We start from the raw sequence: 15,099 nt of genomic DNA, 5'->3' as shown, positions 1-15,099 counted from the left end.
GGTCCGGGCACCGGGCGTCCCGCCTCGGCGGTGTTCCCGCCCGCATCACCGCTGCTGCGGCTCATACGCCACCTCCCGCTCTCGGGAGTCAAGCCATGATGCCACCGCTCGCAATGCCTTCGCGTTCGCCCGGTTCGGCTTGAGCAGGCCTGTTCCTTCGAGTACCGCCGCGCACAGTCGCGCATCCGGGCGGATGGTGCCCAGCATGTCGATACCGAGATATTCCGCGGCCGCGTCTGCGTCCAGCACACCGCGGGCGGAGGTGCGGGCGGCAGCAGGCCGGACCCCGACCAGTGCGATGTCGTCGCCGCTGACGGTACCTGCCTCGCCTTGTCGTCTGCGCGGCAGCCGGTGTCTGCCGTCCGGTGTCATCCGACTGCCGCTGCCGGTCAACGCCTCGATGCACGCCTGGGCGCGAGCGGTACCGAGCACGGACAGCTCGACCAGCAGGATGACCGCGGCGCCTTCGAGCGGCAGTGTAACGGCATGCCCGGGAGCATGCCCGGCACGTCCCGCATCGACGACCACGATGTCATAGGCCTCGGCCAGCGCGCACACCGCCACGGCGATCTCCCAATCCTGCGGCATCGGGTCAATCCACGGCCGGCTGGACAGCACGCCGACGCCATCCCATGTGGCCAGCCGTCGGCGCAGCGCCCCGCCATCCACCTCGCCCAAGGGGGCTGCGACGGCGTTGAGCAGCACCCCGAGGTCGCTTTCCATACCGAGCAGGATGTCCAGTCCGCCGCCGGCCGTATCGGCGTCCACCAGCGCGCAGTCACGGCCATCGCGCAGTGTCCGCGCCAGGAGCGCCGAGAATGTGCTGACGCCGAGCCCGCCGGAGGCTGACAGTACCATCACCGCATTGGGCGCGCGGTATGTCGGAGGCGGGCATGACATACCGGGCGAATCCGCTCCGGTCCGGTACGCCCGGGGGCCGCCGGGGCCCGTATGCCGGCGGATGGCCTGCCCTGATTGATGAATGTTGATATCTGATGTCATACCGTTCAATCGAACACGGTACGGTCGGGCGAGCGCCACCCGGAACGGCCAATGTGGTCAAAAGATGGCGGCCGCGGGCGGCAGCATGCCGGGCCGTGTATGCCCGGGCATACGCAATCCGACGGATGCCGCCTGACACCACCACCTTCCAAGGTGTTTTCCGGGTTGCGTATGCCGCGGCATGCGCGACACGCCGGATTCGACCCGGCATCACGGCTGACGACGGGGTTCTGCCGGCTAACGCATGCCCGGGCATGCGCGAGTCGGCAGATGCCAGGCAATCTTGCCGTTCCTCTGCGCCTTCCATCAGGCTGAGTATGTCACCGTATACGCACCGAAATGGAACGTCTCAAGCAATGACTTTGGTTCCTGTACGCCCCGGACAAACGAGAAGGCCCGCCGAAGCGGGCCTCCCGTACAAGGATCAACCGAGCAGAATCTCTTCACAACACCATCGTTGTAACGGTAAGTCTTTCCAATGCCCGTCCAACGTAACAACCTTTCGTGGCTATACACTACTGTGGGCTTCTGCTCTGTTAAGTTTTCCTTGTAGTTGCTATTATGCTCCGATTCACGTGCCGCGCAACCCGGGTACACCGCACCAAGCGGATTTGTTTGATTCTTTGCACAAGTGTTCGACGGCACACCCCAACGCCGTCAACCTGCTGCGTTCTGTGCGTATCGAACCGGTCCACGTGTGCGATTGTGTGCACACCGCAAGACACGCCGGTCACGCCGCCCCGGCGTCGTCGCCCCAAATACACCATATGCGCACAAACCCGCACCCGAGCGCACACCATCCACGGCCGGGCAACGGCAATCCGGCGCAACACGCCCGAGACACGCGCGGAATGTAAACAGCGGCTAAATTTTCCACGTTTCCCCAAGACAACCTGAAGACAAGTGCCTAAAGTAGGAGTATGGCACAAATTTTTGACGCACCCTCGAAGGCGATTCTGCGCAGCCAGATAGCTGAGCACATCGCCGAGACAGACAAGAACGACAAGCGGGAGACCCAGGAAGGCGAGCAGCCGCTGCCGCCAGACCGGTTCTTCGACCGCGAACTCAGCTGGCTGAAGTTCAACAAGCGCGTCCTCGAGCTCGCCGAGAACGAAGACGTTCCGCTGCTCGAACGCGCCAATTTCGGCGCGATCTTCGCCTCCAACCTCGACGAGTTCTTCATGGTCCGCGTGGCCGGCCTCAAACGCCGCATCGACACCGGCATCGCCGTCACCTCGCCGAGCGGCCTGAGCCCACGCCAGCAGTTCCGCGCCATCAGCGAACAGGCCCACCGCCTGCAAGACGAGCATGCCCATTACATCATCGACCATATTCTGCCGGCGCTCGCCGAACAGCATATCGTCCTGCTGAGCTGGGACAAGCTCACCACCGCCGAGCAGGAGCGCCTGTCGCGCTACTACCGCCAGCAGGTGTTCCCCGTGCTCACCCCGCTCGCCGTGGATCCCGCGCATCCGTTCCCCTACATTTCCGGCAACTCGCTGAACCTCGCGGTGCTCGTCGAGAACCCGACCAGCGGCAAGACGCATTTCGCCCGCGTGAAGATCCCAGGCAACCTCAACCGTCTGGTCCCCGTCGACGATCTGACCGATGAGGAGAGCCGCGAAGAACGCTACGGCTTCATCACGATGGAGAACCTGATCATCGCGCACCTGGAATCCCTGTTCCCGGGCATGATCATCAAAGAGGCGCGGTCCTTCCGCGTCACCCGAAACGAGGATATCGACGTCGAGGAAGACGACGCCGAGAACCTGCTCAACGCGATGGAGAAGGAGCTGCTGCGCCGTCGTTTCGGGCCGCCGATCCGTCTCGAGATCTCCGACGCGACCAGCCCGTTCCTCTCCCAGCTGCTCGCCGATCAGCTGCGTGTCAGCGCCGACGAGGTCTACCGTCTGCCCGCTCCGCTGGACATGACGGTCCTGTTCGAGCTGCAGGCCATCGACCGCCCGGACCTCAAGTACCGCCCGTTCATCCCGATCACCAACCGGCAGATCGCGGAAGTCGAATCCAGCCATGCACAGGACATTTTCGCCGCCATCCGCGAGCGCGACATCCTGCTGCACCACCCCTATGATTCCTTCTCGACTTCGGTGCAGGCGTTCCTCGCCCAGGCGGCCGCCGACCCGAAGGTGCTCGCCATCAAGCAGACGCTGTACCGCACATCAAGCAATTCGCCGATTATCGACGCGCTGATTGACGCGGCACACGCCGGCAAGCAGGTCCTCGCGCTCGTCGAAATCAAAGCGCGTTTCGATGAGGACGCGAATATCATGTGGGCCCGCAAGCTTGAACGCGCGGGCGTGCACGTGGTGTATGGCATCGTCGGGCTCAAGACGCACTGCAAGCTCTCGCTTGTGGTCCGCCAGGAGGCCGATGGCCTGCGCCGCTACTGCCACGTGGGCACCGGCAACTACAACCCGAAGACCGCCCGTCTGTACACCGATCTCGGTCTGCTGACCTGCGATCCGGTGGTCGGCCAGGATCTGACCCGCCTGTTCAACCAGCTGTCCGGTTACGCGCCGAAGTCCAGCTTCCACCGGCTTCTGGTCGCCCCGCGTACCGTGCGCACCGGCCTGATCCAGCGCATCCGCCGCGAGGAGGATGCCGCGCGAGCCGGCAAGGAGGCGTGGATCAAGATCAAGGTCAACTCGATCGTCGATGAGAAGACCATTGACGCGCTGTACCGTGCGAGCCAGGCGGGCGTGAAGATCGATATCGTCGAGCGCGGCATCTGCGCGCTCAAGCCCGGCGTGCCCGGCCTGAGCGAGAACATCCGCGTGCGTTCGATCCTCGGCCGGTTCCTCGAGCACAGCCGCATCTACGCGTTCGCGAACTCCGACGGCCCGCAGATTGGCGAAGGCCCGATTTCCGGCCCCGAAGTGTGGATCGGTTCCGCCGACCTCATGCACCGCAACCTCGACCGCCGTGTGGAGGCGCTCGTGCGTATCACCGCGCCGGAGCAGGTGGATGAGCTCATCCGTTACGTCGATTTGCAGATGGCCGATTCCACGGTCTCGTGGCATATGCAGGCGGACGGCGCGTATGTGCTGCATTCGCGCGACGAGGAGGGACGCCCGCTGGTGGACAGCCAGGAATACCTGATCCGCAAGCACCAGCGCAAGCCGGGCAACAACACCTTGGCTCACTGACACCCTTGGGGCCGTGTGTGTGCCATCGCACGACCCCACCCATGGATGATGGCGGCAGGTCCGTAAGGCCGGCCGCCATCATCCATGTCCGGTGATCGGCGGGCGGGCATAGGGCGTTGCGCTATCCCGCGCATATGGCGGGACCGGGGCATGACGGAGGAATATGACGGAGAGGAGCAAGCATGCCAAGAATTGTTGAGGCTGCGGGCGGTATCATCTACCGCACGCGCAAGGACCTGCCCGGGGTGATGAAGTTCTCCGACGACGGCGGGCTTCCCGAAGGCGCCGACCCGGTTTCGACGCTCGATGCGATCGAGGTCTGCATCGTCCACCGCCCGAAATACGACGATTGGAGCTGGCCGAAAGGCAAGCTGGAGAACAACGAGACCCATCGCCATGCCGCCGTGCGTGAGATGGGCGAGGAATCCGGCGTGCAGGTGCAGCTCGGGCCGATTATCGGCGATATCGAATACCCGCTCGCCGACGAGGGGCGACGCAAACAGCGTACGAAAGAGAAGACACTGGACCAGAAGCATGTGGTGTTCTGGATGGCGACGCCGATCGACGACCAGGAGGCGCAACGCCGCCGCTCGGCGTTCGGGCCGGTGCTGCCCGCCGACAAGGATGAGATTGACACGGTGGTATGGGTGTCGGTCCAGCGTGCGCGCAAACTGCTGACCCATATTCTTGACCGCACCGTGCTCGACCGGTTCGTGGCGTTGGTGAAGGCCGGAGCGGCGCAGGCCCATACCCTGCTCATTGTCAGGCACGGCAAGGCCGAGGCGCGCAAGCAGTGGAAGGGCGAGGACGGCAACCGGCCGATCACGCCGCGTGGCGCCGCGGCCGCGTTCGCGCTCGGGCGCGAGCTGGCTTGCTACAGCCCTGACCGACTGGTCAGCTCGCCATGGCTGCGGTGCATGCAGACCATCGAGATCTTCTCATGGCAGACCGGATTGCCGATTGTCACGGCCGACGAACTGACCGAGGACGCGTTCGCCGCCGCTCCGGAGGCGGCATGGCGTCGGTTCAGCCAGGAAATCGACCACATGTTGGACACCAACATGGACACGGCGGTGTGCATGCACCGCCCGGTCATCGGCGGCATGTTCACTCACCTGCGGGCATTATGCGCTTCCGAAACACTGGCGAAACGGCTTATTGCGAAATCCCCGTACATGCCCACCGGGTGTGCAACGGCGTTGGCTATTATCAGGACGGACGACGGTCCGAAAATCATCGACATACAGAAAGTGGGCCCACTTGTCTACTGACTCCTCCCGTTCCGGATCAATCCGGTCCAGCAGGTCGGGATTCCTGGCATCACCGTCGGGCTCATCCCGGCCGGCACGCCCTGCACAGCTTGATCCGGCAATCCTGGACCATCTCGGTGGAGGACTCGACCCGGAGAAAATCAGCGAGATGAGCCACGCCTCCGCCGCGGCCCTGCTCGACCGCGTACATCACACCGAAGACCCCCAAGTCGTACAGCGTGTCATCACACTCGTGGACACGGAAGGCGTGGACATTATCGCACAACTGTGGAGTGACGCGGAACCGGATTCACTGCCCGGCATCATGTGGCGCCTGTACATGCTGCGCACGTGGATGCAGCGCAACCGTGAGCAGATTGCCCGCCTGTGGCGGCTCGGCGAGCCGGTCGCGACCTCGGCGTCCGCCATCGCGGGCGTCGATGAGACCCCGGATGCCGCGGATATCGCGCGGACCGCGGACTCGATCCTCTCCGGCGCGTTCACCGGGGATTTCGCCGTGGCACTGGACCGGGCGGGCGCGTTCACCGATGTCATCGCCGCCGGATTGCGTCTCCAGGCGAAGCGCATCACCGCCGCGGGCAAGGAACCCGCCCCACAGCCAAGCGGGGAGAACGGGGACAGCGGCGTCCGAAAAGCCCGGCATGACGCGCAGACCCGCACCGCGCGGCTCATGCACACCGCCGCGAACCTGCTGACCACGTCACGCGACTTCCGCGAGGGCGCCCACCTGTGGCGGCGGGGACGGCTGGAATAGCCGCCCGCCCGTACCTGCCGCCCGCCCGCCAGTCACGCCACGCCGGAGCGGAGGCCCTGCCGGATACCGCTATACTGGGGTGTTGCGTCGGGCCGTGCTTAAGCCCCGGGCTCCATTTGTTGCCGCTGCGAGCGGCGTTTGCGCCGACAGGCGCTTTCGCGGTCCGGCGCATTCCCCTTGTGCTCGAATGCGTCCGCATATCATGCCGCTGCGTCCGCGTATCATGCCGCCACGCCGCGGCGACGGTTCGCCCAATCACGCCGATGGCGCTAATCTGGAAGCATGGAATTGCATGTACTCAACCACCCGCTGGTGGAACACAAGCTCACTGTGCTGCGTGACAAGAACACGCCGTCCAGCACCTTCCGCGAACTCATCTCCGAACTCGTCATGCTTGAAGCCTACGAGGCGACACGCAACCTTGACGTGGTCGACAAGCCCATCGAGACCCCGGTAGCCCCGATGATCGGCAAGCATATCGCCGAACCCCGCCCGATCATCGTGCCGGTGCTGCGTGCAGGCCTGGGCATGCTCGACGGCATGACCAGGATGATCCCGTCCGCCGAAGTAGGCTTCCTCGGCATGAAGCGCGACGAGGACAACCCGACCAAGCAGATCACGTATGCGAACCGTCTGCCGGAGGATCTCACCGGACGCCAGTGCTTCCTGATCGACCCGATGCTCGCCACCGGCGGCACCTTGGTCGCCGCCACCCATTATCTGGCCGAGCGCGGTGCGAAGGACGTCACCGCCATCAACATCATCGCCGCCCCGGAGGGCCTGAAATTCGTGCAGGAGCAGATCGATCCGAGCATCGATTTCAAGGTCGTCGTGTGTGCCGTTGATGAGAAGCTCAACGACAAGGCGTATATCGTGCCTGGTCTCGGCGATGCCGGCGACCGCCTGTACGGCGTCATCGACTGAACGACGGTGGTAGCCGGCCGGTAGCCGGCGTAATACCACGGAAGCCGGGGAGTCCAGCACTTCGCTGGGCTTCCCGGCTTCCGTATTCCTGCGGTATGGCAGGCTCAGGCCTGATGCTCCCCAGGGTCGGGAACGAAAGCCTCGAAGATGTGGCGGTCGAACCACCGGTCGCTGATTTCCAGCTCCGCGCGGCTGCGAACCGTCCACGACACGGCTGTCGCGCCCATCACGCGGGTGGCGCGCATCTGCGGAAGATTGCCGCCTTGCCAGTCATAGGCCACGAAATCAGGGCGGCTCATCCAATCGAAACCGAGCAGGCCAGCGAACCAGCCCTTCCAGTCGGACTGACCCGGCTGCGGCGGCTCGGCAAGCTGGCCGCGGCACACCTCCGGACGATGCTTCCGATACCATTGCACCGCCGCCGGGTTGAAGGACTCGATCACATACTGGCCGTCATAGCGGCGCAGCAGCTCGTCGCCGCGCTGCATCAGGGCTTCGTCGCGCTCGCCCCACAGGGAGTTGTCGTCGAACTTGTACTCCACAATCAGCGGTACGCGGCCGTTGACCACGCGCAGAACATCCGCGAACAGCGGGACATGCTGGTAGTAGCCGTCCGGCGCGGTTTGCGGGGTGGACGGCTGCCCGCCGGCGAAATCAATCCGCTTTGCGGCGGCGTCACCGGGGGCCGCGGGGGCGGGGAACAGCGGGATCCTCGTCAATTCGTCATAGGTGAGGTCTTCGATTCTGCGCGGGTCGCCAGCCACACGCAGCAGGTCGCCGTCATGCACGACTACGACCTGGCCGTCACGCGTCAGCTGCAGATCCAGCTCGATACCATACCCGGCCTCGCACGCGGCGGCGAAAGACGCCAGCGAATTCTCCGGGGCAATCGGGCCGGACACGAGTGGCGAACCATACCCCGCCTGCATGGCCATGCGGCGCGCCAACGCCACGTATTCGCCGCTTTCCGCCGCATACTGCTCGGTCAAGCCGGAACCGGCATCGTGCAGACCGCGATGCGCGTACCATACGTGCGGCACGACGGGTACGAAATTGTTGCGTTTGTCGTTGAATGAACGAGGCGCGATGGCCCATGCCGCAGCTCCGGCCGCGGCGGCGGCGCCGACCAGCAGATGCGTCAATTGCTTATTACCGGACATGTTTCCTCCTCGTGGACATGCTTATTCGAGCCTACCGTACCGGTCGAACCAATATCGGGGAGTCCGGTGAACGCAGCGTGACCATCCGACAAACCGCAGGAAACCCCGCCACCGGGCGCCCGCCCAGCGTAACCAGTTTGTGAACGTGCTGAATGGTTAGGGCGGGCGGCTCGATTCAGTGCTTCTTTTTGCGGCCTTTGAAATAGATGTCGAACACGATCCACACCGACAAGATGAACGCGATGACATACCCCATGAACCCGACCACGGGGATACCGAAGATAATCGGCTTCATGCCGGCGTAATACACAATCGACGAACCGATGAACAAGCCGACCACAATCAGCGCCATCGTCAAGCGATTGACCATATCGCTCAGCAGCTTGAACGGCTCATCGAATCCGACGAGCTGCATATTGGCACGCAGTTGGCCGCGAGTGAGCATCCGCGAGGCGGTTTTCATCTCAGCGAGCGCTTGCAACGCGCCGTGCAAGGCCTTATGCCCCTCGATACCGAGCGTCTGGACCTCATTCTCGATTTCGGCGAAGTTCGTCTTGCTGTTGGCGATGTGCTGGGAGATGATCTCGATCATATTGACGTCCGGAATGAACTCGTCCAGCAGCCCTTCCAACGTCACCAACGCCCGGCCGACCGTGGTCACCGAACTGGGCACCTCGATGCCATGGCGTTGGGCGAGCTGGGTGAGCGACGCGATGAAACTTGCGATATCCAGCTCGTCGAGGTCAACCGTGCCGTATTCTTCGACGATCAGATCAAGATCCGCAAGCAATTCCGGGTAGTTATCCACCACGGCGCCCGTCGTCGCGAACCGCAGCAACCCGTCGGCCAGCGCCGGCGAATCCTGCTTGGCGACGGCGAAAATCATATCCTTCATCACCGTGCGGGTCTTTTTATTGAGTCTGCCGGTCATACCCAAGTCGATCAGGATGATTTTGCCGCCGGAGATGATGATATTGCCCGGATGCGGGTCGGCGTGGAAGAACCCCTCGTCCAGCACCTGAGTCGCGTAATTATCGACAAGTTTGGTGCCGATTTCCTTCAGATCGTAGCCTTTGGCGACAAGCGCACCCGGATGCGACAGCGAAATGCCGTCGATATAATCCATGACGACCACGTGTTCAGTGCACAGGTCCATATATGGTTTCGGGCAGTCCATATAGGCGAATCGCGAGCAGTATCGCTTGAATTCCTGCAAATTGCGGGCTTCGACCAGAAAGTCCGTCTCCGATTCGAAGGTGTCCCACAGTTCTTCGACGACACCTTGGAAGTCGACGACCTGCGCGTTGTGCATGATCTTCGCAGCTCCCCTGGCGATAGTGCGCATGATGGACACGTCTTGCGCCATGGTTTCGCGCACGCCCGGACGCTGGACTTTGACGGCCACATCCTGCCCGGTCACGAGGGTCGCACGATGCACTTGAGCAAGCGAAGCCGAGCCGAGCGGAGTCGGGTCAATCGATTTGAAGATATCTTTGACCGGTTTGCCGTACTCGTGGGACAGGGTGTCCAGCACGGTCTGGTAGGGCATCGGGTCGGCGTTGGCCCGCAGTTTGGCGAGTTCGTCGCAGAAAGATTGCGGCAGGATCTCCGAGCGCATGGACAGGATCTGCCCGACTTTGACGAAGGTGGGGCCGAGCGCTTCGAACATGAGACGCATGTTGACCGGCGTGAGTCCGTGAATCGCGTCGAACTGGTTGGCGATCCGGATGATCTGGTCGAGACGCTTGAGTTTGCCACGCCGGGTGAGATGGTATTTTTCAGAGAAATCGTTCTTCCGGCCGCTGAACAGGCCGATTTTTTCGTCGGCATATGAAGGCGCGGCGCCCGGGGCTTCCGGTTGGGGATCATCGTGCGCGAGCGGCGCATTGTCAGGCGAGGCGTCACCAGTCGCGGCGGCGTCTGAGGCGGTGTTGCCGGCGTCGGAGGCGGCGGCGGTTTCACCGGGAACGGTGCTCTCGGAAGCCGCGTTCCCGGAAGCTGCATTGTCAGAGACGGCACCGGAAGCAGCAGCGCCGGAAGCGGCCGCATCGTCGCTCCTATCAGACGCGTTCTGCGTTTCCGCTCGCTCTTCCGGCTCAGGCGCTATCGGCCTGCCGGATTCCTGCTTCGCGACATCGCGCGATACCTCGTGTTGATCGTCTGCCATATCAGCCATATGCTACTGCCTGACGCCGGGCATGCCACATGCCGCCGTCGGCCCTGCCGCATGTCATGGCACGCGACGAAGGCGGACGGCGGCATGGCAGCCGGCCGGAGTCAGTCCTTCTTCTCGTCGGAAGCGGGCTTGGTTTCCTCAGCCTTCGCTTCCTCGGCCTTGTGCTTGAGCTCGGCGTTCAACGCCTTGCCCTGTTCGACGGTGATCTCGCCTTTCTTCACCAGGTCGTCCACGATTTCCTGGCTCTTTTCGACCGTGGTCGCCAAAGCGCCGACACCTGCGAGGAACACCTTGTGCAGCAGGCCGTCGTTGAAGTTGAAGTCAGCCATCATTACCTCCTTGTATCAGGTCCTTGTACGCTCCACCTTACTCCACGAATGTCACGGGCGTGGGGTGACACTCCCGGATGCGCGTCGCGGGCGGGATGCCTGGCCGTGCCCGGCGTTTATCTGGGCCGTGAGGCGGCGACCTCGCGCGCATGCTGCGCGATATCGTCGATGCTGCGCAATTCGGATGCCTGCCGCTCGTCCGGCTGCGGGGAGAACGCGCCATACCGCCGTTCGACGGCGACCCGAATCAAGCCGTCCGCCAAACGAGGGTTCTTCGGCAGCACCGAACCGTGCATGTACGTGCCGATCACATTGCCGAACCGCGCGCCTTCGGTGTGGTCGGTGCCGTTGTTGCCGGTGCCTTCGGCGTCCACGCGACCCAGCGGCTTGGTGTCGCCGGCCAGGAAGGTCTGCCCGGAATGGTTCTCGTAGCCGATGATGTCGCCGAACTCGCTACTGTGCTCGACCAGATTGCCGATCATGCGGTGTTCGCGGCCCACGGTGTATGCGCCGAGGATGCCGATGCCGTCAAGTCTGGTGCCGTCCACGGTCTCGAAATACTCGCCGAACAGCTGGTACAGGCCGCAGATCATGAGCATCGGCACGCCGTCCGCGGCAAGCTTGCGCAGGGTGTCCGCGCGGGCGAACAGGTCGTCGGTGATTTTCTTCTGCCCGTTGTCCTGCCCGCCGCCGCCGAGGATCAGGTCCACATGCTCCGGCCACGGGTCGCCCTGGTTGTATTCGTGGAGGACCGGGTCGTAGCCGTACAGCGACAGGCGGCGCATGACGGTGAGCACGTTGCCCCAGTCGCCGTAGATGTTCATGTCTTTCGGGTACAGGGACATGACGTCGATGCGGCGGTCCGGGCGCGTGCCGGCCTTGGTATCCGCAAGATTCCGGGTCGCTTCGTTCACTGCTGGCATGACAAGCTCCTTCGTGTGTTCGCTGGTTCCGTCCATGCTTGATGGCAACGGTAATGGCGTCGGCGATACGTCGTATCCGCGGTCATCTGCCGACACCGGCATCCGCGACATCGGTGATGTGCGAGAGTTTCGCGCGCGTGCGCAGCATCGCCGTGTACGTGCAGTAGATGCGTTTCGGCGTGGTCGGGTCGGCGGCGACGAAATCGGCGACCGCCTGTTCAAGATCGGTGTCGACATGCTTGACCGGCACCTGGTCGTATTTCAGGCGCAAGGCCATATCCCAGGCGCGCGTGCCGGACACCGCCGCTACTCCGGTGCCGCGCAGGCCGGTGAAATCAACGTCCCACAGCCAGCTCATGTCGCGGCCGTCGGCGTATTCGTCGTTGATGATGATCATCGTGTCGTGGCCGGCGGGCGGGAACGAGGCGAGCGACAGGCGGAAGCCCATCGGGTTCTTGACCAGCAGCAGCTCGACAGGCGTGCCGCCGACGCTGATGGTCTCGCCGCGGCCGAACGCCGGGGTCACGCGGGACAGCGATTCGATCAGGCGATTGTCCGGGACGAGGCCTTGCGGGGTGTCGGCGGTGACCGCGCGCACGACCGTCGCGGCTGCGGCTGCATTGAACAGGTTGTAGACGCCTTCGAGCCTCACGGATGTGGCGATGTTGTGGCCGGCGATCCGGTAGGTGGCCTCGTGGTCGCCTACGTGGGTGAGTGTCACGTCGGCATTGAGGCGGTCGGGGGTGCAGGCGGCCGAAGAGGTGGCGGAGGCGATGGTCTGTGCGTCGGTGGACCGCATTTCGACATCCTGTACGTCTCCTGCATGCACGTCAGCGGACTGCATGTCGGCATTGTGCATGTCGTCATCGGATGGGAAATAGCTACGCAACGCCTGGGACAGGCCGAAATAGCGCACCTGCACACCCGGCTGCACCTCGTCGGCGAGCCGTGCGATACGCGGATCCTCGCGGTTGAGCACCACGGTTCCGGTGGTCGCGCGCGCCACATGGGCGAGCAGGCGGGCGGTGTTGTCGATTTCGCCGAAGCGGTCAAGCTGGTCGCGCATCACGTTGAGCAGCAGCGCGTATCTTGGCTTGATCTGGCGGACGAAATGCACGGCGTACGCTTCGTCAAGCTCCAATACCGCGATATCCGCATGCAGATGCCCGAAGGCACTCACCTGGGTGAGCAGGGAGGAGACCACACCGCGCGTGAAATTCGAGCCGGTCGGGTTCGTGAACACGCGCAACCCCATGTCGGAAAGCATAGAGGCGACCATGCGGGTCGTGGTGGTCTTGCCGTTCGTGCCAGACACCAGCACCACCCCGTACGGCAGCGAGCCCAAGGTGCGGGCGAGGAAGCCCGGATCGATGCGCTCGACCACCTTGCCGGGCAACGCGCTGCCGCCATGATGCAGCAGGCGGGACGCATGTCTCACGGCCCGGCCGATTGTCGGGGTCGCGAACGCGTACCACGGGTGCTTGGGCGCGGGCGCGGACTGAGCGGGCGCAGACTGGGCGGAATCGACGAGCGCGGCGGAATCCTGCCGTCCGCCCGATACCGGGGAAAGCTGTTGCGCCATGTCATACCTCCTGCTGTTGCTGATAATCCTGCGGCATATCCTTGAACTTCGACGTGGCGCCGAGGAAGGCGAGATGGAACGTTTCCGTCGGACCGTTACGATGCTTCGCCATGATGATATCGGCCTCGCCAGGGCGGTCCTCTTTATCGTAGAAATCCGGGCGGTGTACAAGGAACACCACGTCGGCATCCTGTTCGATCGAACCCGATTCACGCAGATCGGACAACTGTGGCTTGCGGTCGTTGCGCATTTCCGGGCCGCGGTTCAGCTGGCTCAGCGCGACAACCGGCACCTCAAGCTCCTTGGCGAGCAGCTTCAAGGCACGGGAGAATTCGGAAACCTCCTGCTGACGGCTTTCCACCTGCTTGCCGGAACTCATGAGCTGCAGGTAATCGATCACCACGAGTTTCAGGTCGTTCGTCTGCTTGAGGCGACGGCATTTCGCGCGAATCTCCATCAGGCTCATATTCGGGCTGTCGTCAATGAACAACGGTGCATCCTGCATCTTGTTCCAGAAATTATTCAGCGTATTCCACCGTTCCGGCGTAATGTCGTCCGCGCGGCGCAACGCGACCAGCGGGATGTTCGTCTCCGCGGAGATGATACGCTGCGCGAGTTCCACACGGCTCATCTCGAGGGAGAAGATGATGGTCGTCATATTGTGGTGCAGCGAGGCGGAACGCGCGAAATCGACGCCGAGCGTGGACTTGCCCATGGCCGGGCGGCCGGCGACGACAATCATCTGGCCCGGCTGCAGGCCCTGCGTCACGTCATCGATATCGCGGAAGCCGGTCGGCACGCCACGCTCGACCTCGCCGTTCTGCAGTTTGTCGAGCTGGTCGAGCGCGTCATGAACCACCGGGCCGATGGCCGAATAATCCTGACGGACCTTGCCCACGCTCATCTCGTAGACCTCGGCTTGGGCCATATTCACGACGTCCTCGGCCTGCGAGCCTTCCGCCGAATAGCCGAGCTGCGCGATTTTCGTGCCTGCCGCGATCACATTGCGCAAAATCGCGCGCTGATGCACGATTTCGGCGTAATACGTGGCGTTTGCGGCGGTCGGGACGGAGGCGACCAGGCTGTGGAGGTAATCGGCGCCGCCGACCTTTTCTAGGTCCCCGTTTTTCATCAGCTCGTTTGCGACAAGTACGGCGTCGACCGGCTGCGAGGCTGAGAACAGGTCGATAATCGCCTGATAGATCGTCTGATGCTTCGGCTGATAGAAGTCGGACACGCTGATCATCTGCGAAACCTCGCCGATGGCGTCCTTGCTCATGAGCATGCCGCCGAGCACGGCCATCTCCGCATCATCGTCATGCGGGGGCACACGGTCGAACACCGCGTCGCGCACGGGGGAACCGGTCGTGCCGGGCACGTACCCCGTACCTTGCTGCCGGTTATTATCCCACGGATTTCCTTCTGCCATACCTTTGAGTATAGGGGGCGGAATGTAAGGGAACCGCACTGACACCTTATACATCTCTATGGGCCGATGGTCCCGCACACTGCCTCCTCCGCACTCGAGAGACTGGGCGTCAATCCGCATCGTATGGAAAGGATACTGAAGGGCGGCAGACGGCGGCGGGAGCCTGCGGAATGAAAGATCGTTGGAATCATGCGGTTTGTTGACCACCACCGACTGTCCCGGCTCACCTCGGATGGCCGATATCCCTCCGTACCGGCGCAATCAGCCACCGATCCGTTTCGTGTGGAAAGGATACCGTGGGAGAAATGGGCGCACGCGGTATACGACGGGGAAAAGAGTGGCGGAATCCCGCGGTTTCCGGATTCGCATCCTGCTTTCCCTC

At 63.4% G+C, this 15,099-nt stretch carries 11 protein-coding genes; 4 read left to right on the top strand and 7 right to left on the bottom strand.

Annotated elements, in window-relative coordinates; translation table 11 throughout:
• Nucleotides 1–45 precede the first annotated feature (45 nt).
• Nucleotides 46–858 (bottom strand): CpaE/TadZ family protein, encoded by an 813-nt coding sequence (locus WD012_RS04110; protein WP_339562500.1) that lies wholly within the window; start codon nucleotides 856–858, stop codon nucleotides 46–48.
• Nucleotides 859–1,922: 1,064 nt separating this feature from the next.
• On the opposite strand from WD012_RS04110, the gene WD012_RS04105 reads away from it, so the two are divergent.
• The 4 genes from WD012_RS04105 (at nucleotide 1,923) to upp (ending at nucleotide 7,118) form a co-directional block, all read left to right on the top strand.
• Nucleotides 1,923–4,169 carry an RNA degradosome polyphosphate kinase gene (locus WD012_RS04105; RefSeq protein WP_339562499.1) on the top strand — a complete coding sequence of 749 codons (2,247 nt, stop codon included), beginning with the start codon at nucleotides 1,923–1,925 and terminating at the stop codon, nucleotides 4,167–4,169.
• Nucleotides 4,170–4,351: 182 nt separating this feature from the next.
• On the top strand, nucleotides 4,352–5,440 hold the full coding sequence (locus WD012_RS04100; RefSeq protein WP_339562498.1) for an NUDIX hydrolase: 1,089 nt from the start codon (nucleotides 4,352–4,354) through the stop codon (nucleotides 5,438–5,440).
• Nucleotides 5,441–5,459: 19 nt separating this feature from the next.
• A complete protein-coding gene (locus WD012_RS04095) occupies nucleotides 5,460–6,194 on the top strand; it encodes a hypothetical protein (protein WP_422614360.1) in 735 nt (244 codons plus the stop codon).
• 282 nt (nucleotides 6,195–6,476) lie between these two features.
• Nucleotides 6,477–7,118 carry a uracil phosphoribosyltransferase gene (gene upp / locus WD012_RS04090; protein ID WP_339562496.1) on the top strand — a complete coding sequence of 214 codons (642 nt, stop codon included), beginning with the start codon at nucleotides 6,477–6,479 and terminating at the stop codon, nucleotides 7,116–7,118.
• 104 nt (nucleotides 7,119–7,222) lie between these two features.
• Here upp and WD012_RS04085 read toward each other — a convergent pair whose 3' ends face one another.
• The 6 genes from WD012_RS04085 to dnaB form a co-directional block, all read right to left on the bottom strand.
• Nucleotides 7,223–8,278 carry a glycerophosphodiester phosphodiesterase family protein gene (locus WD012_RS04085; protein WP_339562495.1) on the bottom strand — a complete coding sequence of 352 codons (1,056 nt, stop codon included), beginning with the start codon at nucleotides 8,276–8,278 and terminating at the stop codon, nucleotides 7,223–7,225.
• A gap of 175 nt (nucleotides 8,279–8,453) precedes the next feature.
• Nucleotides 8,454–10,445, bottom strand: a complete 1,992-nt coding sequence (locus WD012_RS04080; RefSeq protein ID WP_339562494.1) for an AarF/UbiB family protein — start codon at nucleotides 10,443–10,445, stop codon at nucleotides 8,454–8,456.
• A 110-nt stretch (nucleotides 10,446–10,555) separates the two neighbouring features.
• Complete coding sequence (locus WD012_RS04075) at nucleotides 10,556–10,783, bottom strand: phasin family protein (protein ID WP_015449738.1); 228 nt, start codon at nucleotides 10,781–10,783, stop codon at nucleotides 10,556–10,558.
• A 116-nt stretch (nucleotides 10,784–10,899) separates the two neighbouring features.
• Nucleotides 10,900–11,628 carry a type 1 glutamine amidotransferase gene (locus WD012_RS04070; protein ID WP_339562616.1) on the bottom strand — a complete coding sequence of 243 codons (729 nt, stop codon included), beginning with the start codon at nucleotides 11,626–11,628 and terminating at the stop codon, nucleotides 10,900–10,902.
• Nucleotides 11,629–11,788: 160 nt separating this feature from the next.
• Nucleotides 11,789–13,288 carry a Mur ligase family protein gene (locus WD012_RS04065; protein WP_339562493.1) on the bottom strand — a complete coding sequence of 500 codons (1,500 nt, stop codon included), beginning with the start codon at nucleotides 13,286–13,288 and terminating at the stop codon, nucleotides 11,789–11,791.
• 1 nt (nucleotide 13,289) lies between these two features.
• A complete protein-coding gene (gene dnaB / locus WD012_RS04060; protein ID WP_339562492.1) occupies nucleotides 13,290–14,717 on the bottom strand; it encodes a replicative DNA helicase in 1,428 nt (475 codons plus the stop codon).
• Nucleotides 14,718–15,099 lie beyond the last annotated feature (382 nt).

Origin of the sequence: Bifidobacterium thermophilum (genome assembly GCF_037482445.1) — a bacterium.
GTDB lineage: Bacteria > Actinomycetota > Actinomycetes > Actinomycetales > Bifidobacteriaceae > Bifidobacterium > Bifidobacterium thermophilum_B.
The sequence above is the reverse complement of the archived record's forward strand: the minus strand, read 5'-3'. Positions and strand labels throughout refer to the sequence as shown.